General features: G+C 51.0%; 18 protein-coding genes and 3 tRNA genes. 2 read left to right on the top strand and 19 right to left on the bottom strand.

Annotated elements, in window-relative coordinates:
* Positions 1–4 precede the first annotated feature (4 nt).
* Both BLO43_RS12780 and BLO43_RS12775 read right to left on the bottom strand, forming a co-directional pair.
* Positions 5–982, bottom strand: coding sequence for an ABC transporter permease (locus BLO43_RS12780; protein ID WP_090907379.1), 978 nt, complete (start codon positions 980–982; stop codon positions 5–7).
* The gene (locus BLO43_RS12775) at positions 975–3,206 is read right to left on the bottom strand and encodes an ABC transporter substrate-binding protein (RefSeq protein WP_175443954.1); all 2,232 of its coding nucleotides are present in this window, start codon (positions 3,204–3,206) and stop codon (positions 975–977) included. The genes BLO43_RS12780 and BLO43_RS12775 overlap by 8 nt, the downstream gene beginning before the upstream one ends.
* Before the next feature lie 337 nt (positions 3,207–3,543).
* Between BLO43_RS12775 and BLO43_RS12770 the strand changes: the two genes are divergently transcribed.
* Positions 3,544–4,332 (top strand): enoyl-ACP reductase FabI, encoded by a 789-nt coding sequence (locus BLO43_RS12770; RefSeq protein WP_090907378.1) that lies wholly within the window; start codon positions 3,544–3,546, stop codon positions 4,330–4,332.
* 90 nt (positions 4,333–4,422) lie between these two features.
* Here the strand turns inward: BLO43_RS12770 and BLO43_RS12765 are convergent, their stop codons facing one another.
* The 13 genes from BLO43_RS12765 to groES all read right to left on the bottom strand — a co-directional run bounded on the left by BLO43_RS12765 (position 4,423) and on the right by groES (position 17,164).
* Complete coding sequence (locus BLO43_RS12765; RefSeq protein ID WP_090907377.1) at positions 4,423–6,312, bottom strand: SurA N-terminal domain-containing protein; 1,890 nt, start codon at positions 6,310–6,312, stop codon at positions 4,423–4,425.
* 65 nt (positions 6,313–6,377) lie between these two features.
* Positions 6,378–6,454 (bottom strand) — tRNA-Asp (locus tag BLO43_RS12760).
* A gap of 20 nt (positions 6,455–6,474) precedes the next feature.
* Positions 6,475–6,550: transfer RNA gene (locus BLO43_RS12755), tRNA-Val, on the bottom strand.
* A gap of 13 nt (positions 6,551–6,563) precedes the next feature.
* On the bottom strand, positions 6,564–6,836 hold the full coding sequence (locus BLO43_RS12750; RefSeq protein WP_090907376.1) for an HU family DNA-binding protein: 273 nt from the start codon (positions 6,834–6,836) through the stop codon (positions 6,564–6,566).
* 220 nt (positions 6,837–7,056) lie between these two features.
* Positions 7,057–9,468 carry an endopeptidase La gene (gene lon / locus BLO43_RS12745; protein ID WP_090907375.1) on the bottom strand — a complete coding sequence of 804 codons (2,412 nt, stop codon included), beginning with the start codon at positions 9,466–9,468 and terminating at the stop codon, positions 7,057–7,059.
* 88 nt (positions 9,469–9,556) lie between these two features.
* A complete protein-coding gene (clpX, locus tag BLO43_RS12740) occupies positions 9,557–10,834 on the bottom strand; it encodes an ATP-dependent Clp protease ATP-binding subunit ClpX (RefSeq protein ID WP_175443953.1) in 1,278 nt (425 codons plus the stop codon).
* Between the two features lie 87 nt (positions 10,835–10,921).
* Positions 10,922–11,563: an ATP-dependent Clp endopeptidase proteolytic subunit ClpP gene (gene clpP, locus BLO43_RS12735; protein ID WP_175443955.1), complete on the bottom strand. Its 642-nt coding sequence runs from the start codon at positions 11,561–11,563 to the stop codon at positions 10,922–10,924.
* Between the two features lie 4 nt (positions 11,564–11,567).
* Positions 11,568–12,872: a trigger factor gene (tig, locus tag BLO43_RS12730; protein ID WP_090907373.1), complete on the bottom strand. Its 1,305-nt coding sequence runs from the start codon at positions 12,870–12,872 to the stop codon at positions 11,568–11,570.
* Between the two features lie 124 nt (positions 12,873–12,996).
* A tRNA-Leu gene (locus tag BLO43_RS12725) sits at positions 12,997–13,081 on the bottom strand.
* A 61-nt stretch (positions 13,082–13,142) separates the two neighbouring features.
* Positions 13,143–13,889, bottom strand: coding sequence for a YciK family oxidoreductase (locus BLO43_RS12720; protein WP_090907372.1), 747 nt, complete (start codon positions 13,887–13,889; stop codon positions 13,143–13,145).
* 48 nt (positions 13,890–13,937) lie between these two features.
* On the bottom strand, positions 13,938–14,783 hold the full coding sequence (gene hpnD, locus BLO43_RS12715) for a presqualene diphosphate synthase HpnD (RefSeq protein ID WP_090907371.1): 846 nt from the start codon (positions 14,781–14,783) through the stop codon (positions 13,938–13,940).
* 380 nt (positions 14,784–15,163) lie between these two features.
* Entirely contained in the window at positions 15,164–16,822 is a 1,659-nt protein-coding gene (groL, locus tag BLO43_RS12710; RefSeq protein WP_074630249.1) for a chaperonin GroEL, read from the bottom strand.
* Positions 16,823–16,873: 51 nt separating this feature from the next.
* Complete coding sequence (gene groES / locus BLO43_RS12705; protein ID WP_074630250.1) at positions 16,874–17,164, bottom strand: co-chaperone GroES; 291 nt, start codon at positions 17,162–17,164, stop codon at positions 16,874–16,876.
* Positions 17,165–17,545: 381 nt separating this feature from the next.
* On the opposite strand from groES, the gene dacB reads away from it, so the two are divergent.
* A complete protein-coding gene (gene dacB, locus BLO43_RS12700) occupies positions 17,546–19,135 on the top strand; it encodes a D-alanyl-D-alanine carboxypeptidase/D-alanyl-D-alanine endopeptidase (protein ID WP_254773460.1) in 1,590 nt (529 codons plus the stop codon).
* Between the two features lie 97 nt (positions 19,136–19,232).
* Here the strand turns inward: dacB and BLO43_RS12695 are convergent, their stop codons facing one another.
* The 4 genes from BLO43_RS12695 to BLO43_RS12680 all read right to left on the bottom strand — a co-directional run bounded on the left by BLO43_RS12695 (position 19,233) and on the right by BLO43_RS12680 (position 22,721).
* Positions 19,233–19,988, bottom strand: coding sequence for a glycosyltransferase (locus BLO43_RS12695; RefSeq protein WP_090907370.1), 756 nt, complete (start codon positions 19,986–19,988; stop codon positions 19,233–19,235).
* Between the two features lie 152 nt (positions 19,989–20,140).
* Complete coding sequence (locus tag BLO43_RS12690) at positions 20,141–20,947, bottom strand: aldolase/citrate lyase family protein (protein ID WP_090907369.1); 807 nt, start codon at positions 20,945–20,947, stop codon at positions 20,141–20,143.
* A gap of 2 nt (positions 20,948–20,949) precedes the next feature.
* Positions 20,950–21,918, bottom strand: a complete 969-nt coding sequence (locus BLO43_RS12685; protein ID WP_090907368.1) for an NAD(P)-dependent oxidoreductase — start codon at positions 21,916–21,918, stop codon at positions 20,950–20,952.
* The gene (locus BLO43_RS12680; protein WP_217628069.1) at positions 21,915–22,721 is read right to left on the bottom strand and encodes a glycosyltransferase family 2 protein; all 807 of its coding nucleotides are present in this window, start codon (positions 22,719–22,721) and stop codon (positions 21,915–21,917) included. Before BLO43_RS12680 ends, BLO43_RS12685 begins: the two co-directional genes overlap by 4 nt.
* Between the last annotated feature and the right edge of the window lie 33 nt (positions 22,722–22,754).

Raw genomic sequence — 22,754 nt, 5'->3', positions numbered from 1 at the left:
GTCGTCATGCCAGTCTCACCCTTGGATCCACCAGCGTATAGGAAATGTCCGTCAATATCAGTCCGACGATATAAAGCAACGATCCCAGAAAAACCATGGCACGCACTACGGCAAAGTCCTGTGAGTTGATCGCATCAATGGTATAGCTGCCTAATCCGGGAATGCCAAAAAAGGATTCGGCAATCAGGCTTCCCAGAAATAGCAGCGGGATCACTACCACCGCGCCGGTGAGTATCGGAATCATTGCGTTCCTGAGCACATGCCTGAAGAGTACAAGACTTTCAGACAATCCTTTGGCGCGGGCGGTGCGAACGTAATCCTTGCCCATTTCCTCAAGGAAAATGGTGCGATACCAGCGAGTGCTGGCGCCTGCACCGCTAATTACGCCGATGATAACCGGCAATACCAGGAATTTAGCGGCATTCAGGCCACTTCCATAACCTGAAATGGGGACCAGATGCCATATCTTGCTGATCAAAAACTGACCGCCAATGATATAGAACAAACTGGAGATTGACATCAGGGCGACGCATAGTACCACACCCCAGAAATCCACGTAGGTAGCCCGGAAAAATACCATTGCCAGCGCAAAAAAAATGTAGACAAACAATCCCAGCAGGAACACGGGCAGCGCAATGGCAAGGCTGGGTATCATGCGTGTTTTGATTTCGTGAGCAATATCGCGTCCGTCATCGGCCCGTCCAAAATCAAAGGCAAACATGGCAACTGATTTCTCAAAAAAAATAGTGCGCGTAAATTTTGCGGTACCCTCCACCGTATCATTAAACATGAGCGGTTTATCATACCCCCGCTCCTGCTTCCACTTGGTAATGGCCTCGGGCGTGACACGCTTGATTCCCAACTGCATCCGCGCCATGTCATCAGGGCTGTTAACCACAAAAAACAGGGTAAAGGTGATTAGATTCACGCCGATCAGAATGGGAATGGCATAAAGCACGCGCCGAATGATGTAATTAAGCAACGTCGCCTCTTGACCCCGGATTCCCGGTCTCTGATTCCCTGCTCCTGATTCCCGCCCTTTGTTCCCTGCGGCGGTAAACGACCACGGCCGGGGTCAGGCCTACCGCCAGCACGATCAATCCCAACACAATGGGCCACAACACCGGCTCATTCCATTCGCGCCGCTTCTGATCCCGCAACTCCGCATCTACACGGAAGTATTTAATGTTATTGTGCGATAGCCTGTTCGGCTTAACATTGCCGTACCAGGCGTGATACAACCCATAATCCTTGGGGTGATATCCCCAAAGCCAGGGCGCGTCGTGACGCAGAATGTCGATCATCCGATCGATGATTTGCTGGCGTTCGGGACTGTTTTCCATATTCTTCATTTCCTCGAACAGCCGGTTATACTCGGAATTGGAGTAATTGGCGGCGTTCTCGCCTTCATTACCGACCTTTTGTTGCGGACCATGCAACAGGAACAGGAAATTCTCCGGATCGGGATAATCGGCGTTCCAGCCCCACTCGAAGATTTGCGCGTTGCCCTTGCGTATCTTGTCCTGGAAACGGTTGTAGTCGGTGCTGCGAACCACCAGCTGAATATTGAGTTTCTGGAATTGCTTGCGCATCCAGTCGAGACTCGATTTATCATCGACACCTCTCGCGGTTACATCAAAATACAGCACCAGCGGCGTACCCGTTTTCGCGTCCATCCCGTTGGGATAACCCGCCTCCGCTAACAGCGCCCTGCCGGCTTCAATCGGTTTGCGCCGTGCCCGTCCGTTTACCCAATCGTAGACGACCGGGTTGATTCCCTCCTCGCCCTCCCGATGACCGGCAATGCCCGGTGGAATAGGACCCTGGGCCGGAATACCGCGGCCATTGGCAAATATCGAAACATATTCTTCGTAATCCACCGCGATCGAAATGGCTTGGCGTAGCTTTCTGGCAGATTCGCGCTCCTGCTTGGTTACTCCGCCGACTACCGGGTCAAGCATATTGAAACCCATGTAGTTCGTGGAGGTCGCCACAGCGGTTTCCAGCCGGATACCCTGGCGCTTCATCGCTTCAGTCACGGTGGCTTCTCCCTGGCCCGTCAGTTGCACCGCCTGATCGAAACTGTCAGATCCAATGCCCGAGGCGTCATAGTAACCCTGGAGGAATTTGTTCCAGCGCGGAATACTTTCCTTATCGCGGCTGGATATCACTTTATCGATAAAGGGTAGGGGCTTGCCTGCATCCGCGAGCAAGCCCGCCTCCGCATCATCCGGCATACCCTCGGACGGATAGGCCTCGCCGTGAAAATTGGGATTTTTTTCCAGTATCATCATACGATTGGGATCGTTCTCGGTGAGCATATAAGGTCCGGTGCCCACGGGATACCAATCAAAGGTGATATTTTTTTCCGCCAGCCCTTTCTGGGTATAAAAACGTTCCGCTTCCCATGGGATGGGCGCAAAAAAAGGCATTGCCAGCCAGTACATAAACTGTGGATATTTCCCCTTGATCTTGATGCGATAAGTATAGCGGCTCACTGTTTCCGCGCCTTCCAGCGGATAATTGTTCAAATCCAGATAGACATCGCTACCCTGCCCATTGAACTGCGCCACGACGGCGGTCTGAAGCGTCATGGAGTACTCTTTAAGACCTACAATGTAATCGGCCATCAGGCCGAAGATTGGCGAATGCAATTTGGGATGCGCCAACCGTTTGATCTCGAAAATATAGTCTTCAGCCGTCAATTCGCGGGAACCCATGTGGCGAAAATCGGACAGTTTGTAGACGTTGGCCAGATCCTCCGCAGTGAGATTATGATAAAGAAACTCTCCCTGCTCATTTCTGGCGAAGGCCGGGTGAGGCTGATATCGGATACCGGGCTTGATGGAAATTTCATAAATTGTATAGGCGATTTGCGCGGCATCCACGCTGTCGTGCAGGCGCTTCCCATTCTTGTCGAAATATTGCGCAACCGGCATTTCGGCGGCCGCCGATGGGATGAGCGTATAGGGACGTTTCAGATAATGGTATTGCAGCGGCGGTTCGTAAATCTGCGCTGTCAGCAGAATTTCGTTGGAGCTGTATGACTGCACGGGGTCAAGGTGCTTTGGGCGCTCGGCAAACGGAGTATAGAGGATATTTTTTCCCGTATCGTCTGCTGGATAGGGACTGTTCCATGAATTACCGCTACAGGCACAAATGAGGACCACAAGCGATGCCGGCAGATATTTGGATAGGGCCTTCATTGATGCGATAGTGTAGCGTAAATATCAGAAATGGAAATGACGCTTCAACGCCGGCGGCGTTCATGATTCTACAAGTGGGAAAGACTTGAAGTTATAATCCTGAATCCGGCAGCTGACCACTCACTTTTCGGCTGGACACCATGATCCACACAGACTTTTGGCGCCATTTGATCTTTACCTTTTTGGTGAGTGCTATGGGATGGATTGCATGGTTTGTGCGGCACATGGCTGCGTTGCAACCCCTTACCCTGCATCCGGGAAAACCATACGCTCCACTCCGCTCAACTGCCGGAATCAGGATAATTCCCCAAACTCCTCATCACTTCAAGGATATGACATGACACTCCTCGCTGACAAACGCATTCTCATCACCGGACTGCTTAGTAATCGCTCCATTGCCTATGGTATTGCAAAAGCCATGCATCGCGAAGGCGCGCAACTGGCCTTTACCTATCAGGGAGAGGGAGTGCGCGGACGAGTTGAAAAAATAATCGCTGAATTTGAGAGTGATTTGCTGTTTCCCTGTGATGTTTCGAACGATGATGAAATCGTCCTCTGCTTTGATAGCTTAGGAAAACATTGGGATGGTCTTGACGGCATCGTTCACTCGATCGCCTTCGCCCCGCGAGAAGCATTGAGCGGAGACTATCTCGAAAGCGTGAACCGCGAGGCCTTCCGCATCGCCCACGATGTCAGTTCCTACAGCTTCGCGGCCTTGGCAAAAGCGGGGATGCCGCTGATGCAGGGCAGGAATGGCTCGCTGCTTACGCTTACCTACCTCGGCGCGGTACGGGTTATGCCGAATTACAATGTGATGGGCCTGGCTAAAGCCAGTCTTGAAGCCAATGTGCGCTTCATGGCATCCAGCCTTGGTCCCAAAGGAATACGCGTCAACGCGATTTCCGCCGGTCCGATCAAAACCCTGGCAGCGGCGGGCATTGGCAATTTCGGAAAACTGCTGAGCTATACGGAGAAGGTTGCGCCATTACGACGCAATGTTTCCATCACGGAGGTCGGTAACGTCGCGGCTTTTCTGTGTAGCGATCTGGCTAGCGGCATTACTGGCGAAGTTACCCATGTCGACGCAGGATTTAATACGGTCGCTTTTGATATCAGCGAACCCTAACCTTGAAGAACCTCTGAACAAACTTCCCGGGCTTGCCGCCAAAGCACTCCACGAGTAATTCAGAGGTCCCTGACCATGAATACAGGACTCTTATTTCTTTTCTAAACTCTCATTCCTGACCGTCACGTCATACTGTTTTCTGACCCCGGCAAGATAAGATGAGAGCTCCTCCTGGGCGTGTACCTGTTGCAATTGCCGGGCAAAGGTCCTGCGTTCGGATGCTTCCGCTGGAACCGGTTCAATGACACGGCTAATGCGGATCAAAGTAAATCCTCCCTGAGAATTCTCCACACCGGCATACGATGGCAGTCTCCCGGCTTCAGCCTTGAAAACCGCGCGCAGGGTTTCATTGTCCAGAGCTTGGGGCTCCTTCCTGGAAACTTGCTGGGTGGCGCCCCACGTAACGGCTCCATCCTTGCCTTCCTGCAACTGCGCAAATTTTTCCCTGCCTGTTTTTTTGGCCGCTTCCACCGCATCCTTGCGGGCCACTTTCTCGCTAATTTTATCCCGCAACATCGCAATGGAAGGCGTCGTCGCCGGCCTGTGTTCCAGAACTCTGGCTGAGACGAGCGTATTGGGCGTCACTTCCACCGCCTCGGTGTTACGCTTATTCTTGAGCGCATCTTCTGAGAATATCGCCTGCAGCAACCTTCCATTAGTAAAATAAGACGGCTCACCCGCGTTTCTTCCAATCCAATCACTCTGCTGGATACGCAAGCTAAACTTCTCGGCGGCGGGCCGCAGGCTATCACTCTGCTCATACACCATGTTGCTGAAGCCTTCAGCCATTTCACCAAAAATTTTTCCGGCTTTTTGCTTCTTCAGTTCCTGCTCGACTTGACTCTTTACTTCCTCAAAACTGACCAGTTTTGGAGGTTTTATGGCGGAAAGTTTAATAATATGAAAGCCGTGATCTGTTTCAACCAGATTACTGATCTCTTCTGGTTTCATCTGAAAAACCGCATCTTCGAACGCCTTGACCATCATGTTACGTGCGAAAAAGCCCAGGTCACCCCCCTTGATCGCCGAACCCGGGTCTTGGGAATGCTGCTTGGCAAGTTCCGCAAAGTTTTGCGGGGCCTGCTTTACCTGAACAAGCAGCTGTTCGGCCTTGGCACGCGCCACGGCTTTCTCCGCATCGGACGCCGTGGCGGGAACCGTTATCAGTATGTGGCTCGCACGGCGCTCCTCGGGTTGCTCAAACTCACTCCGATGCTCCTCAAAATACTTTATTTCCTCGTCAGTGCTCACTTGCAGGTCTTTAGTCAAATCATCCAGAGACAGCACCAGATATTCAACACGCACTTGCTCCGGCAACTGAAACTCGGCCTGGTGACTATCATAATAAGACTTGATAGCCGCGTCATCGGGCCTCATCTGCGACAGGAATTGTTCCGGTAGTATTTGAGTCAGGCTAATTTCGCGTTTCTCACCCCCCAACCGCATAATTCTTTCCGCCACCGAGACGGGAACGAAACCGTTCGCGGTATATGCGTCAGTCAATTGCTGCCGCATCAGTTCCTGGCGCACACGCGCTTCAAATGTTCGCGGATTCATTCCCTGTCCGCGCAGCAGCTCTTCATAGCGCTGCTTGGAAAATTTGCCATCCTCCTGAAATGCGGAAATATCTTGTATGACGGATATCAGTTGCGAATCCGGCACGGTCAACCCAACACGCGCGGCTTCATGCTTCAGCAGCCGCTGCTGGATCAGCCCCTCCAATACCGCAGACCGTAGTTCCGGATTATTCAGCATTGCATCGTTAAAATTTTCTCCCATGGTCGCCCGCATGCTTTCCTGCTGATTGCGCAACGCCTGCTCGAATTCCTGACGCGGGATCTTTTCGCCCGCCGCCAATGCAAGATAGTCTTCGCCGTCACTACTGTTATAGGACTCGATTCCCCAGAAAAGAAATGGCAATGCGGCAAGTGCCAGGATGGCCTGGACGATACGTTTTTTTCTATGAACAAAATCAAACATTATTAAAAGCTTAAGAAATGCATAAAAAAGGCGAACTCGCGTTCGCCCTGGTTTAGCACAAAATCTGGCGGAGTGGACGGGACTCGAACCCGCGACCCCCGGCGTGACAGGCCGGTATTCTAACCAACTGAACTACCACTCCAACAATCTGTAAGTTTCTGCTGGTGGGTGCTGACGGGGTCGAACCGCCGACATTCGCCTTGTAAGGGCGACGCTCTACCAACTGAGCTAAGCACCCCGTCCGAAGAATGCTAGTTTACTGCATCCTTGAGCGCCTTGCCAGCGCTGAATTTCGGAACTTTCGCGGCTTTTATCTTGATTGCCGCACCCGTGCGAGGATTGCGGCCGGTGCGGGCTGCCCGTTTACCTACTTTAAAAGTTCCAAATCCGACGAGTGTTACACTTTGACCTTTTTTTAGAGCGGATTTGATTGCGGATAATGCTCCATCCAGCGCGTTACCTGCAGAGGCCTTGGAGATGTCCGAAGACTTGGCGATGGCATCAATGAGTTCAGATTTATTCACGGTGATTCCCCTTTCGTTATTTTAGTTACAGAAAAACCCTTGCAATTGTTTTATATCAAGCCGTTTGTGCTTGGTCAAGCAATTGTGAAAATATTTCAGAAACATTTTGTACATAAACTTACGCGGGAAAATCCTGCTTTCTCCAGTAAACCCGGTCTGTTTCATGAAATGGAATAAACCGGAGATTGAAAAATAAAAGTTACACGAACCTTTCTGGAATCTAGTGCTTGATAACCGTGGTGGCGCTGTCCTCCTCGACCGCAACGGGACCAGGCACGGGCGCAGGGGTAACGGGAAGCGCTTCCGGCTTGCGTTCCAATGCCAGATCCAGCACCTGATCTATCCATTTAACCGGATGAATATCCAGCCGATTCTTGATATTCTCTGGAATCTCGGTCAGATCCTTGACGTTGTCCTCCGGAATCAGCACTCTCTTTATGCCGCCGCGGTGCGCAGCCAGAAGCTTTTCCTTGAGACCACCGATGGGCAGCACCTCGCCGCGCAATGTTATTTCCCCCGTCATCGCCACATTCGCCCGAGCCGCGATGCCTGTCAGCGCCGATACCATCGCTATGCAAATGCCGATCCCCGCGCTGGGGCCGTCTTTGGGCGTCGCACCTTCAGGCAAATGGATATGAATGTCGTTCTTCTGATAAAAATCATCAGCGATACCCAACGTTCTTGACCGGCTGCGTACCACCGACAGCGCGGCCTGAACCGATTCCTGCATCACCTCCCCCAATTTTCCGGTAGTGATGGTTTTTCCCTTGCCCGGCAACACAACCGCCTCAATGGTCAGCAACTCTCCACCTACCTCGGTCCATGCCAGACCTGTCACCTGCCCTACCTGATTTTTCTCTTCCGCAACGCCATAGGTATACCGTCTTACCCCCAGGTATTTATCCAGATTCCGCCCGCTGATGGTGATCTTTTTCTGATCACCTTTGAGCAGCAATGCCTTGACCACTTTACGGCATATTTTTGAAATTTCCCGCTCCATCGCCCGTACACCGGCCTCTCGTGTGTAATAACGGGTAACATCACGCAGGGCGGATTCGGACACCGCCAGTTCATCTTCCCTGAGTCCGTGATTTTTTATCTGCTTAGGCAATAGGTAACGTGTTGCGATATTGAGTTTTTCATCCTCGGTATAGCCCGACAACCTGATCACCTCCATGCGATCCAGTAATGCCGGGGGTATATTCAGGGTGTTGGCGGTAGCGACAAACATGACGTCCGACAAATCATACTCAACCTCGATGTAATGATCCACGAATGAATTGTTCTGCTCCGGGTCCAGCACTTCCAGTAGCGCGGATGATGGGTCGCCACGGAAATCCATACCCATTTTGTCCACTTCGTCGAGTAGGAATAATGGATTTTTGACACCCACCTTGGTCATGTTCTGCAAGATCTTGCCCGGCATCGAACCAATGTAAGTACGGCGATGGCCGCGTATCTCAGCCTCGTCGCGCACGCCGCCCAGGGGCATGCGCACGAACTTGCGGTTGGTGGCACGGGCAATGGATTGTCCCAATGAGGTCTTGCCCACACCAGGCGGCCCCACCAGACAAAGAATGGGTGCTTTCAGCTTATCAACGCGCTGCTGCACGGCCAGATATTCGACGATGCGTTCCTTGACCTTGTCCAGGCCATAATGATCCTGCTCCAGCACCACTTCGGCGGCGTTAAGGTCCTTGCTGATTTTATTTTTTTTCTTCCACGGCAACGCTACCAGCGCGTCAATATAATTGCGAACTACCGTAGCCTCAGCCGACATGGGAGACATCAAACGCAATTTCTTCAATTCCGCTTCCGCCTTTGCGCGACCCTCCTTGGACATCTGTGCGGCCTTGATCTTCCTGTCGATCTCTTCCAGATCGGCACCATCCTCACCCTCACCGAGCTCCTTCTGGATGGCCTTCACCTGCTCGTTGAGATAGTAGTCGCGCTGGCTTTTTTCCATCTGGCGCTTGACTCTCCCACGGATACGTTTTTCCACCTGGAGGATGTCAAGTTCGGTTTCAAGTAATCCCAGCAGATGTTCCAAACGTTTTGGAACATCGAAAATCTCCAGTACTTCCTGCTTTTGCTCAAGTTTCAATGGCAAGTGGGCGGCGATCGTATCAGCCAGACGTCCTGCTTCATCTATCCCGCTAAGCGAAGTCAGTATTTCGGGCGGAATTTTCTTGTTGAGCTTCACATACTGGTCGAACTGGGCCAGCATTGCGCGCCGCATTGCCTCAACCTCGTGGTTGTCAACGGCATCCGGCGGAAGCAATGCAGCCTGGCCGGAGAAGTAGTTGCCGTCATCAATCACCTTCATGATGCGCGCACGGCGGCTCCCCTCAACCAGCACCTTGACGGTGCCATCGGGCAATTTAAGCATTTGCAGCAGATTTGCAACGCTGCATACGCCATAGAGATCGTCAGGAGCCGGCTCATCCTTGGCAGCAAACTTTTGCGCAACCAGGAGAATGCTCTTGCCGGACTCCATGGCGATTTCCAATGCCTTGATGGACTTGGGCCGTCCGACGAATAAGGGAATCACCATATGCGGAAACACCACTACGTCGCGCAACGGCAATAATGGTAATGACACCTGATTGGGATCGTTAACTGGGGAGGACATATCGGCTCACCTATAAAAGACGAACAAAGGTTATGGGGACGCCGCGAGGAAATTCAAGGCAACGGACCAGGTAATATCAGAACCCGGGTTAAAAACTTTTGGCCACTTTCGGTTTATCCGAGTAAATCAGAATGGGTTTGATATCGCCACCTACCGAACCATGATCAATGACCACCTTGGCAACGTTTTCCAGTGATGGCAGATCGAACATGGTATCCAGCAGTGTACTCTCCAGAATGGAGCGCAGACCGCGTGCGCCAGTCTTGCGCGCCAGCGCTTTCTTGGCAATCGCTTTGAGTGCCTGCTCGCGGAACTCGAGATCGACGCCGCCCTCCATGTGAAACATCTTTTGATACTGCTTGATAAGTGCGTTTTTGGGCTCGGTCAGAATTTGAATCAGTGCCGATTCGTCCAGTTCTTCGAGGGTGGCGACCACCGGCAGGCGTCCGACGAATTCCGGAATCAAACCATACTTGACCAGATCTTCCGGCTCCACTCCCCGCAATACGGCACCGAAGTTCTTGCGATTGTCGTGGCTTCTTACATTGGCGCTAAAACCTATCCCACCTTTCTCGGAACGGGCGCGTATCACCTTCTCGAGACCGTCAAACGCACCACCGCAAATGAAAAGAATATTGGTGGTGTCCACCTGAACAAATTCCTGATTGGGATGTTTTCTCCCACCCTGGGGAGGCACCGAGGCGATCGTTCCCTCGATCAGCTTCAGCAGAGCCTGCTGAACACCTTCCCCCGACACATCCCGGGTAATTGACGGGTTATCCGATTTACGCGAAATCTTATCGATCTCATCGATATAGACAATGCCCTGCTGCGCCTTTTCCGCGTCGTAATTACATTTTTGCAGTAACTTCTGGATGATGTTTTCCACATCCTCGCCGACATAACCCGCTTCGGTTAGTGTTGTCGCATCGGCCATGACGAAGGGCACGTCCAGCAAACGAGCCAGCGTCTGCGCAAGCAGCGTCTTGCCTGAGCCGGTCGGACCGATAAGCAGTATGTTGCTTTTTGCCAGCTCAATATCATCAGCGTCCGTGCTTTTTGCGAGATTCCTCAGACGCTTGTAATGATTGTACACCGCCACCGACAGGATTTTTTTCGCCGGTTCCTGACCAATTACGTATTGATCGAGAATCTGGCAGATCTCATGCGGCACCGGCAAATCCGACTTGGTGAGCTTGGCGGCTTCAGCACCTTGTATCTCCTCACGGATGATGTCATTGCAAAGTTCTATGCATTCGTCGCAAATGAATACCGATGGACCCGCAATGAGCTTCTTTACTTCGTGCTGGCTTTTGCCGCAGAAGGAACAATAAAGCAGTTTTTCCCCGCCAGTTTTCTCTGACATAGTTTTATCCCGCATTATCCGAGCCGGTACGCTCGTAGCTAAAAATTAAATCTCCATCCATGATCATTATAGATCACTCTGGATCATTCAGCCCGCACTCTCACTTCTGGCAGTGAGCACAGAATCCACCAAGCCGTATTTTACTGACTCCTCCGCGCTGAGAAAGTTATCCCGGTCGGTATCTTTCTCGATGGTCTCTATGTTTTGGCCCGTATGCTTTGCCATGAGCGCATTTAATCGGCCTTTAAGAAACAGAATTTCTTTGGCATGTATTTCGATATCAGAAGCCTGACCCTGAAAACCACCCATTGGCTGATGAATCATAACACGTGAATTGGGAAGGCAAAAACGCTTGCCGTTTGCGCCCGCTGTCAACAGGAGGGAGCCCATGCTCGCGGCCTGGCCTATGCAAAGCGTGCTGACATCAGGTTTTATGAACTGCATGGTATCGTATATCGCCATTCCGGCGGATACCAACCCCCCTGGAGAATTGATATAGAAATGAATGTCCTTGTCCGCATTTTCCGATTCCAGGAACAGCAGCTGCGCCACAATCAGATTGGCGGAAACCTCGGTCACCGGTCCCACCAGAAAGATCACCCTCTCCTTCAGTAAGCGGGAATATATATCGTAAGCACGTTCGCCCCTCCCGCTTGTCTCGATCACCATGGGGATCAATCCTAAATTATTAGGATCGAGGTTGCGCTGTTTCCAATCGAATTGTTGCATCATGTCATGATTTTCCCATCAATTCATCCAGCGTCATTGGCTTATCCGCTACCGTGACTTTATCCACCACCCACATCACCACGTTATCTTCCAACACCGCCGACTCCGCCTCGTTCAGGCGACCCTGTGAAGCATAATGCCATTTAACCACTTCAGCCGGATTCTCGTAGCTTTGCGCGAGATCCTCCACCACTGTTCGTACCTGTTCGGGTTTTGCATGTAAGCCGTTAATCTTTACCACTTCGGCCAGGATCAACCCCAGAGTCACCCGGCGTTGCGCCCGCTCGTGAAACAAATCCCGGGGTAGCGGCACATTTTTAGCGTTCATGCCACGCGATTCAAGATCGTTACGCGCATCCTGCATGAGCCGCTCCAGTTCCTGTTCCACCAGTGCTTTGGGTGCCTGAATCGTAGTCGCATCCAGCAATGATTGCATGACCTGTTCCTTGATTCTTGCTTTTACCCGTTTGGATACTTCCCGCTCAAGGTTAGCCCGAATTTCATTGCGCATTTTTTCGATGTTGCCATCCGCAACGCCTAGTGATACGGCGAATTCAGCATCCACTTCCGGCAGCTTTGCTGCTTCCACGCTGTGGAGCTTCACTTCAAACGTGGCCGTCTTTCCGGCGACCTCTTTTCCATGATAATCCGCCGGAAAGGTTACTTCAAACGTTTTTCCCTGCCCGGCGCTCATGCCCGCAAGAGGTCCTTCAAAGTCCTTGAGAAGCCTGCCTTCACCCAGTACAAGAGCAAAATTCTCGGCTTTGCCGCCCGCAAATTCGACTCCATCGATGACGCCACTATAATCGATGGTGACACGGTCACCTATTACCGCGGGCCGCTCCGCCGGCTCATACTGAACTCGCTGCTTGCGCAGAATCTCCAGCGTCTTATCGACATCAGAGCCGGTCACGTTGACTACCGGTTGATCGATTCGGGTTCCGCTTAAGTCACCCAGGGTCACATCTGGATAGACCTCAAAGGTTGCACTGAATTCAAATTGAGAGGTATCCTCCGCCACCTGCTTCGGTTCAAAATGCGGGTAACCCGCAACCCGCAGCTTTTGCTCACGCACAGCCTCGCTGAAATTTTTCTGCAGTACATCCCCCATCACCTCCTGACGCACCTGCGGGCCGTATTGCTGCATGACAATTTTCAGCGGCACCTTGCCTGGCCGAAAACCGTGTATTTTTGCCGTGCGCGCCAAACGCTTCAGGCGGCTTTCAACTTCCGTTTCGATTTTTTCCTGAGGAATCGAAACGTTAAGGCGACGCTCTAGCGCACCCAGGTCTTCGACATTCGATTGCATCACATTTCCCGACTGGTTGATAACATTCATGCGGCGCTACCACGACAATAGCAATAGCAGCCAACGGTCATGTGGCCGTCAATACACGACTCGCGCAACATCACTCGCACCGCTTATAACTCCCTGGTGCGAAAGGGGGGACTCGAACCCCCACACCTTTCGGCGCCAGAACCTAAATCTGGTGCGTCTACCAATTCCGCCACTTTCGCGCGCCGCTCCGGGCCAATTATACCTATTTCTCCCTGCAGCGGCAGCCTGTACGGGAACGATCTAGCAAAATACGGTCTGGCCGCTAACAGCTTTACTCTCTGGGCCCATCAAATACAAGTACCCTGGCATTAGATCCTCCGGTTGACGCAAATCCTGCTTGACCTCACCGGGATGAGTCCTCGTCCGCTGCGGCGTATGCGCCGGCCCCGGGATTATCACGTTGACGCGCAGGTTTGGAAGCATTTCCCATTCCTGTGCCTGAATTTTCACCAGCGCCTCGAGCCCCGCCTTGGCCACCGCAAATCCGCCCCAATAGGCGGCGGGGTCATGGCCATGCATTTCCGAGGTCATTACCACGCTGGCATCCGGCGAAGCTTTCAGCAGCGGCAGGCAGGCGCGTGTCAGTGCAAATGGCGCAATCAGATTGACGCGTAACAGCGATAGCCATTGTTCCAGCGTCTGGTTCTCTAATGGCGTCAGGCTGAATATCAATGCCGCGTTGTGCAAAATGCCATCCAGTCTGCCTAACTGCAACTTGATGGCTTGAGCAATCGCTTGAAAATCCTTGTCTCCCGCCTTTTCCAGGTCAAGCGGAAAGATTGCCGGCTGTACCCCGCCTCTGGTTTCAATTTCATCATACACACTTTCCAGTTTCTCAACCCGGCGCCCATGCAGAATTACGGTGGCACCGTGAGCGGCATAGGTAAGTGCTGCAATACGCCCGATGCCCTGGCCTGCGCCGGTAACGAGAATCACGCGATCCTTGAGCAAATCCGGCGACGCGTGGTAATTTTTAAAATTATTCATCCTGAATCCGATAGTTGGCCGATGGTCAGCAGAAGGACATGCTGCCAATCATCCCTTGATCCAGGTCGTCCATGCTATCCATAATTTACGCATCGGCGTAAGACTGACGCGCTGCCGCATGATATGACAACCGTCCTCCTTGATTTCCTTGAGCAGGGTTTGATAAATCGCTGCCATGACAATGCCGGGCCGCTGGTTTTTACGGTCCTCCGGAGGCAAAGCAGTGAAGGCCCGCGCGTAATAGCTTTCCGCACGTTCAATCTGAAATTCCATCAACTGCCTGAAACCGTCCGTTTCACGCGAATGGAGGATATCCTCGTTGGATACTCCAAAACGAACCAGCTCGTCCTGAGGCAGATAGATTCGGTCGCGGCGTGCGTCCTCGCCGACGTCGCGTATGATGTTGGTGAGCTGGAAAGCGAGTCCCAGATCCTGCGCATACTTCAGGGTGTCAGGATTGCGATAGCCAAAAATCTCCGCTGAACATAATCCCACCACGCTCGCCACATGGTAGCAGTAAAGCCTCAGGGTTTCGAAATCAGCATAGCGATTATAATTAAGATCCATTTCCATGCCATCAATGATTTCATTCAAGCGCTCAGCCGTGAGATTGAATGTTTTTGACACGTTAACCAGCGCTTTAGCCACCGGGTGACTAGGCTCATTTCCATGTCCGGCATCAAATATGGCTGCGACTTCCTGCCGCCACCACGCAAGTTTCGTTCGCGCTACCGACGCATCGGTGCACTCATCCACCACATCGTCCACCTCACGGCAGAAAGCATATAGGGCAGTAATGGCGCGGCGTTTTTCCGATGGCAGATAGAGAAAGCTGTAATAAAAACTGGAACCGCTCTGAATCGCTTTTTCCTGGCAATACTGATCTGGGGTCATAATTTATTATGAAAAAACATTTGGCTGCTACCACCCTGCAATTTATAAGTGTCCGCCATGACTTTAGTGAGTTGCCTGACACTTTCACATGAACAAAGAAACAAGCTTTTATTTAATGGAGCATTATCCTAAATTCAGCGGTTGACCGCTCTCATCTGTCAATTAAATTTTCCATCAATTTCTACGGTGCCTGATCTTCATCTTTTTGATGAGCGCGCTAAAAGACGGATTTAGGATTATAAAGGGATGTAGCACATATCGTGCACCTCAAAATGAATCTCGGCTTACAGTAGCTTATGCGGGTCGTAATAATAAAAAACCCCACCGTAGCGGGGTTTTTTATTGTGCTTCATTTCCAATAAGACCGGTACGGCAAAATGCTACATATCCATGCCGCCCATGCCACCCATGCCACCCATGCCGCCCATGCCACCCATACCACCGCCTCCGCCAGATTCTTCCTTCGGCGATTCTGCCACCAGAGCGTCAGTGGTAAGCATCAAGCTCGCCACAGAAGCGGCGTGCTGCAGGGCATAGCGCGTAACCTTGGTAGGATCCAGAACGCCCATTTCCACCATGTCGCCATACTCGCTAGTGGCGGCGTTGTAACCGAAATTACCCTTGCCTTCCAATACCTTGTTGATGACTACCGAAGGCTCATCACCGCAATTGGCAACAATCTGGCGTAACGGCTCTTCCAGTGCCCGCAGAACGATCTTGATCCCTGCATCCTGATCATGGTTGTCGCCTTTGAGGTTGGCTACCGCGGCCCGGGTGCGCAACAATGCCACACCACCCCCGGGAACAATACCCTCTTCCACCGCGGCGCGAGTGGCGTGCAGCGCGTCTTCCACACGCGCTTTCTTCTCTTTCATTTCCACTTCGGTGGCTGCACCGACCTTGATCAGCGCTACTCCGCCAGCCAGCTTGGCCACACGCTCCTGCAATTTTTCCTTGTCGTAGTCGCTGGAAGCTTCTTCGATTTGATTGCGAACCTGCTTGACACGGCTTTCGATGTTTGCGGCATCTCCAGCGCCATCAATGACGGTGGTTTCTTCCTTGCCAACTTCAATGCGCTTGGCTTGTCCCAACTCCTTGAGGGTTGCTTTCTCCAGCGACAAACCCACTTCTTCGGCAATCACTGTGCCGCCCGTGAGAATGGCGATGTCTTCAAGCATGGCTTTACGGCGATCACCGAAACCAGGCGCCTTGACTGCGCAGGTTTTCAGGATGCCACGGATATTATTCACCACCAGGGTCGCAAGAGCCTCGCCATCCACGTCTTCAGCGATGATCAGCAGTGGCTTACCGGCTTTGGCCACCAGTTCCAGGACCGGCAGCAATTCGCGAATATTGGAAATTTTCTTGTCGTGCAGCAAGACGAAGGGATTTTCCAGCAATGCGATCTGTCTGTCGGGATTGTTGATGAAATACGGTGAAAGATAACCACGATCGAACTGCATACCTTCGACGACTTCCAGCTCATTTTGCAAACCGGAGCCATCTTCCACTGTAATGACGCCTTCCTTACCCACTTTTTCCATCGCATCGGCAATGATCTTGCCAATTTCCGGATCTGAATTGGCGGAAATACTTCCTACCTGCGCGATTTCCTTGCCGGTGGTACAGGGCTTGGAAAGCTTTTTGAGTTCTTCAACCGTTGCGACAACGGCTTTATCAATGCCACGCTTCAGGTCCATGGGGTTCATCCCGGCGGCGACATACTTCATGCCTTCCTTGACGATGGACTGTGCCAGAACAGTGGCAGTGGTGGTGCCGTCGCCCGCGACATCAGACGTCTTGCTGGCCACTTCCTTCACCATTTGCGCGCCCATATTCTCGAACTTGTCCTTCAGTTCAATTTCTTTCGCTACCGAAACACCATCCTTGGTAATGGTGGGCGCACCATAGGAGCGCTCCAGCACCACATTGCGGCCTTTAGGCCCAAGGGTAACTTTAACCGCATCGGCCAGAATGTTGACGCCGGCCACCATTTTGTGGCGGGCTGAATCGCCAAATTTCACTTCTTTCGCTGCCATAATCTCTTTCTCCTAGTTTCCAGAAAATATTGTTTAATCGTAGTTGGCAAACTAACCTTCGACGACACCCATGATGTCCTCTTCGCGCATCACCAGGAGTTCTTCTCCCATGACCTTAACCGTCTGCCCGGAGTATTTACCAAATAGCACCTTGTCGCCAACCTTAACATCCAGCGGACGGACCTTGCCATCGTCGCCAACCTTGCCGTTGCCTACAGCAATGATTTCGCCTTGATCAGGCTTTTCCGCCGCGCTGTCAGGGATGACAATACCAGATGCGGTCTTGCGTTCTTCTTCCAGCCGCTTGACAATAACGCGGTCGTGTAACGGACGAATTTGCATGTTTCTTTCTCCTGTTTTGGATTAATACGATGAAATCTATGGGAAAACTGATATTTTTGTGTTCAGACTTCCGGACTTACCACAAAAACCTGTTAGCACTCACTGCCAACGAGTGCTAATAATAGAGCTTATGGCAGGGAGTTTCAAGTAGATGAGCCACAAATACTTACTGAAACGCCGCTTAAAGTCGGTCTGGCACCCCTGCACTCAGATGAAACAGCATGATGTATCACTCGTTCCTATTGATCGAGGCAGAGGTATTTGGCTTCATGATTTCGAAGACAGATGCTATCTCGACGCCATTCGTTCTGTACATAGTGAGCAGGAAATGGATTTGCTGGCAGCGGGACTTTGCAGACGCTTGATTCATTCTAAAAATTAATGGCGGATACCGAAACTCATTACAACGGTTACACCGGAAGCATGGCTCACTTCAGAATAGCAATTGTTCTGTGTGCTGTGCTTGCCGCCGCACCGCTCCCCGCGTTTTCATACAACATACCGGTCCCTGTCAGCCAGGCACTCAAGCAGGCAGGTATTCCACAATCCGCGGTGGGTATTTACGTTCAAGAAATCGGCGCAACCAAGCCATTGCTTGCCGTCAACGCCGGCACGCCGATGAATCCCGCGTCGGTAATGAAGCTGGTCACGACTTTTGCCGGACTGGAACTGCTGGGACCGGCTTATACCTGGAAAACCGAGCTGTATGCCGACGGCACGCTGGAAGGTGGCACGCTACGGGGAAACCTGGTGATCAAGGGTTACGGCGATCCCAAGCTGAATCTGGAAAATTTCTGGCTGCTTACGCGACGCCTGCGTCAGACCGGGTTACATGAAATTACCGGTGATCTGGTGCTGGATAGCAGCCATTTCGATTTGCCCAGCGACAATCCGGCCGCCTTCGACGGCAAGCCCCACCGTGCATACAACGTGCTTCCCGAAGCGCTGCTGGTGAACTATCGGACCCTGGCGCTGCGCCTGATCCCGCAACCCGGAAGCAAGACCGTTCGCATCGTAGTCGATCCATCCCTGCCATCACTGGAACTCAAGAACAGTCTGAAGCTTACCAATGGCCCCTGCAACGAATGGCGCGATGCGCTTGACGCCGATATTCGCACCACCATCAACGGCAATGTCCGCGTATCAATCGCCCTCAACGGCAGCTATTCCACTAACTGTGGCGAAAAGACCCTATATCTCAGCGTGCATGATACGGCCGATTACATCTTCGGCCTGTTCAGGCAATTATGGGAAGAACAAGGGGGGATATTTCGCGGTAACGTACGCACCGGCATAACTCCGGAAGGAATGACGCCGCTGGAAACCCATCAATCCCCCCCGCTCGCGGACATCGTGCGCGACATCAACAAATTCAGTAACAATACTGCGGCGCGACAACTATACCTTGCGTTGGGACTGACTAGTGCGCTGACCGCAAAACTGGTTACCGGGCTGACTGCGGATCCGGCTGCCGGGTTACCGCCGAGGGTGCCTGCCGGTGGAGTCGGCAACACAATCCCTAATATAGCGAGTGCTTATGATAAACCTCCCGCAACGCTGGCCAAATCGGAGATGGCCCTCCGGCGGTGGCTCGCGTCCAAACGGCTCAGTTTCCCGGAGCTTGTCATCGAAAACGGCTCGGGGCTATCACGCAACGAACGCATTAGTACCGGTCACCTGGGAGCACTTTTGCTGGCGGCATTCCAGAGCCCGGTCATGCCTGAATTCATTTCCTCTCTGCCGATCGCGGCGGTGGATGGGACCATGAAGAAGCGGCTGAACGACAGCGCCACCGCGGGCCAGGCCCATATCAAGACCGGCTTGCTGGACGGTGTGAGAACCATGGCGGGTTATGTGCTCGATAAATCCGGCAGGCGCGTGGCCGTGGTTTTCTTTATCAATCATCCAAAATCAGGAATTGCGCAGCCAGCGATGGACGCGTTGCTGCATTGGACTTACGAAAGACCGTGATAGGGCTAATGTCTTAAATAGGGAAGCTAATGGGGAAGCTAATGGGGAAGCTTACGGAGCACTCGAGCTCAAACCGTCACTGACCAATGATCAATGATCAAGTGAATTGATCATTTGAATATTTACCGCCATTTATTCTCCATGCGTTATTTTTGGAATGATGAACATAACATCTAGGTACTATTATTGCCTGGTTATGCGCATCTAACGAATCTAAAATTTTTTTATTTTTTGGAGTAGTGGTGGCTGGTGTTAAATTAAATAATCTTACTTGAAATTCTGTTTCATTCCCTCCAAAAGGAAAATATGGATTGAAATAAAACGTTTCATTCCACCTGTTATTTGCAAATGTTTTCGATGTGCATCCAAAACAAAAACCATTAACAAAACCCACTTTTTGGGGATTTTCATCTCTACCATCCCGGGTATAAGCATATTGTATTTTAATGCCTTTTTTATTAATCCAGGCGTGACCAGGCTCATTTGTTATCGGACCGTAAATAACATTATCATCTGTAACAGATGAAACAAAATGCTCCCAGGTTTCATTAATTAAAATATCATCATTTATAATGAAAATAACATCACATTTATTTTCAATACATAAATCGACACCTTTATTCCAAACCCCCGTCAACCCGCCATTCTTAATCTGGTCATCTATTCTAATATAGCTAAATTCATTATTCATGCTGCAAAAATCTGTAACTTTATAATTGTCTTTATGGCTAGATTCGTTATCAAATACGCATACGAATTTTTCGTACTTAATATTTTCCCGCATGGAACTTAAACAAGGCAAAATAAATTTATTCACAAAGTTGTGATAGGCAACGACTATTCCAATTTTCATAATATGTGCTTATTTGCGAGTTATATTTCTTTGGCCCAGGTAATATTGTCTAAACACAGATAAAGCCATTTTCAGATGCTTCCTATGAGTAATAAGTCGGCTTACAGCCTTACACTTCAGCACCCAATCTTTTCTCGATAGTTTGTTCCAGACTAAAGCGCTTCTGCGGCCCTCCAAAGTAGATCCCGCGCCTTAATCCAATCCTGTTCCGTACATTCATTCCACTCATCCATACGATCGCGAAAAGCCGCCACTTCCTGGGTGAGATCAAGTTGCGTATAGTCAGGCGAGGTAAAGACTCTGGATACGAGCGCCCGGTCGGCTCGCAGGCGTGCATACTGCGCATAGACAAGGTCAGACGGAATGGGCAAGCGGGCATCTTTTACCCGACCGACGCCACCGAAACCGAAGGGGATACCCGCGTTATGAACGATGTCTGACAGGTTATTCATAAATTGGGAGCGCAGCAATTCGAAGTGACTCTTCAGCCCGATATCCAGATGCAAGTCATTCAATCCAATATGGATCTCGTCGATTCCTTTAAGCTGCACAATTTCCTCAAGACGTACTGCCGCCGCCGCTGTTTCGACTAGTAACGAAACCTCTGCTCGACCGTCTATATATTCAATGAAATTGGCAGCATCTTCAGTAGTCCTAAACATGGGAAGCATGATTACTTCTGCACCCGCTTCAACGAAGCGATCAATTTCTTCATCCAAACGAGGATGTGGTGGATTGGTCCGCACGAAAAGCTTGCTTTTTTTGAGAACCTGCCTTAACGCTGGCAGCTGATTTTCTTCATGATCAGAAATCCAGGTGTTCAAATGCTGCTGTCGTACCGCTTTACCCAACATCTCCAGATCAAGACCGATACGGTTAATCCCTGCCTCGTCAGCCCGCCTGGCCAATTCAATGTCATTAGTAAAAAGCGTTAATACGAAATCGTTTCCGTAACTCATCCTCAGTTTCCTTCCGCCAGGTCATTTATGGTGATTAAATCGAGCAATGTTTCGCCATTAAAATATCTTGTTACCTGATTTTCAATGAATGCTTCGAGCTTCTTTTGATGTTCAGGATGAAATACCGCGACCTTAGGGGTAATAAGTAAACGGGGTGCTGTCCAGACGGGATCGGAGGATGAAGATGGGACAGGATCGACAACATCGAGCGCAGCGCCCCCCAGATGACCTTCCTGCAAGAGACGGACCAGCGCATCAGTGTCAACAACCCCACCTCGGCCCACGTTGACGAGAACAGCATGTTTCGGAAGTGCACGCAAGATAGTCTCGTCAAAAAAACGGCTGGTATATTTGGTCAGCGGAAGGGTGATAAAACAAAGGTCGGCACGATGCAATTGTTCAAACCAGCTATTGTAGTCACAAAATAATTCATCGCACGCAGCGCTCGCTTTTGGCGAGTACTTCCTCGTCACACCCAAAACTGACAGCCCGTTTCTGCGGAGAATCATGGCCAACTCTCTTCCAATACGGCCCACGCCGAAAACCATGGCGGTTTGAGGGAAGGGTAGCATATTGAAACGAGAGTGAGCCCATACTCCTTGCTGCTGCGCCTTGACCGCTTCAGGGATTCGCCGCACGACGGACAGAGCCAATGTAAAGGCATGCCATGCGATAGCATCTGAAAAGGCTGTGCAACGGCTGAGAATCGGATTCACTCTGCGCAAATCAGAGGACAGCAGATGATGCGGTCCGGCTGCGGTACTTTGCACCCACTTAAGGTGTTGCACATAAGGAAGTGTTTGACGCAGATATCGATGTCCCAGGATGATATCCGTATCAGCAGCGTGGCGAACAGCAATTTCTTCTGAATCAGCGACGACCACCGACACGTCTTGCTGCACTTTTTTCAATCGCTCAACATGCCCCGGAGAAGGCTGGCCGTTACTATACATCACCAGTATCTTACTCATTTTGTTTTACGCGATTTCATAAAGGCGCGCCAACGTTCCTTAAAGTTTCTCAGGGTTTTGCGGAACTGGTATTCAAAATTTCCCATGGGACTAACTTTGGACGTTGCTGTCGAAAGTGATATTTCAGAAGAAGCCTCACGCACGGCAAGGAACTCTTTTTCAATTTTCTCCCGATCCAACAGATATTGACGACCCCAACGTTTTTCGAGGTCGACGCGAGACAAACCCGTACGAAGCTCGGCATAGCGTGTAATAAGATAATCCAGGCCAAGGTATTTGTAATGAAGCAGCTTGAGATCCCTTTTTTTGGGGAATACCACTCGGCCACTCGGATCGGCCTTATGTCGACCTGGAACGAAATTGGTTTCTTCGATTGCATCAGGATTAAATATGCAGAATTTATCCATCTTTTTAAAACGCATGCCGCGGGTGATCAGATCACATAAACGTTCGTCAGAATCCGGGAAAGAATCTGAAACCATCTGATAACCTTCGGCTGGTGGAATGGCGGTGATACCCGCCTTCCGGCATTGTTGGAGATAACCCAGTAGATCAGGGTGGTATAGGTGTTCGTCCATACTGCAGATGATCACCCAGTCCGCTTTTTTGCGGCTCCGCTTCCATATATTGTCGTTAAACATAGCAGCGCTACCCACAAGCGAATCAGTTTGCTTATGGAAACGGTCAAGTTCCACCTTCGGATGCTTGGCCAGTATTTCAAGCGAGGCATCGGTGGATGCGTCGTCAAAAATGAAAAAACGATCGGCAATTGAATCGTAATGCCGAAAGTAATAGGGAAGCATTCTTTCCTCATTCCAGCACAGCGAATAAATATG

The sequence above is a fragment of the Nitrosospira sp. Nsp13 genome, assembly GCF_900101945.1.
In the GTDB taxonomy this organism is placed as follows: Bacteria; Pseudomonadota; Gammaproteobacteria; order Burkholderiales; family Nitrosomonadaceae; genus Nitrosospira; species Nitrosospira multiformis_D.
The sequence above is the reverse complement of the archived record's forward strand: the minus strand, read 5'-3'. Positions and strand labels throughout refer to the sequence as shown.

What these genes read in the sequence shown, in the direction of transcription:
- groES (WP_074630250.1), bottom strand. Translation starts at nt 17,164, where the DNA reads ATGCAAATTCGTCCGTTACACGACCGCGTTATTGTCAAGCGGCTGGAA.
- lon (WP_090907375.1), bottom strand. Translation starts at nt 9,468, where the DNA reads ATGTCCTCCCCAGTTAACGATCCCAATCAGGTGTCATTACCATTATTG.
- tig (WP_090907373.1), bottom strand. Translation starts at nt 12,872, where the DNA reads ATGCAATCGAATGTCGAAGACCTGGGTGCGCTAGAGCGTCGCCTTAAC.
- BLO43_RS12770 (WP_090907378.1), top strand. Translation starts at nt 3,544, where the DNA reads ATGACACTCCTCGCTGACAAACGCATTCTCATCACCGGACTGCTTAGT.
- BLO43_RS12775 (WP_175443954.1), bottom strand. Translation starts at nt 3,206, where the DNA reads ATGAAGGCCCTATCCAAATATCTGCCGGCATCGCTTGTGGTCCTCATT.
- BLO43_RS12680 (WP_217628069.1), bottom strand. Translation starts at nt 22,721, where the DNA reads ATGCTTCCCTATTACTTTCGGCATTACGATTCAATTGCCGATCGTTTT.
- clpX (WP_175443953.1), bottom strand. Translation starts at nt 10,834, where the DNA reads ATGTCAGAGAAAACTGGCGGGGAAAAACTGCTTTATTGTTCCTTCTGC.
- BLO43_RS12765 (WP_090907377.1), bottom strand. Translation starts at nt 6,312, where the DNA reads ATGTTTGATTTTGTTCATAGAAAAAAACGTATCGTCCAGGCCATCCTG.
- BLO43_RS12685 (WP_090907368.1), bottom strand. Translation starts at nt 21,918, where the DNA reads ATGAGTAAGATACTGGTGATGTATAGTAACGGCCAGCCTTCTCCGGGG.
- BLO43_RS12695 (WP_090907370.1), bottom strand. Translation starts at nt 19,988, where the DNA reads ATGAAAATTGGAATAGTCGTTGCCTATCACAACTTTGTGAATAAATTT.
- BLO43_RS12690 (WP_090907369.1), bottom strand. Translation starts at nt 20,947, where the DNA reads ATGAGTTACGGAAACGATTTCGTATTAACGCTTTTTACTAATGACATT.
- hpnD (WP_090907371.1), bottom strand. Translation starts at nt 14,783, where the DNA reads ATGACCCCAGATCAGTATTGCCAGGAAAAAGCGATTCAGAGCGGTTCC.
- dacB (WP_254773460.1), top strand. Translation starts at nt 17,546, where the DNA reads ATGGCGGATACCGAAACTCATTACAACGGTTACACCGGAAGCATGGCT.
- BLO43_RS12720 (WP_090907372.1), bottom strand. Translation starts at nt 13,889, where the DNA reads ATGAATAATTTTAAAAATTACCACGCGTCGCCGGATTTGCTCAAGGAT.
- clpP (WP_175443955.1), bottom strand. Translation starts at nt 11,563, where the DNA reads ATGCAACAATTCGATTGGAAACAGCGCAACCTCGATCCTAATAATTTA.
- groL (WP_074630249.1), bottom strand. Translation starts at nt 16,822, where the DNA reads ATGGCAGCGAAAGAAGTGAAATTTGGCGATTCAGCCCGCCACAAAATG.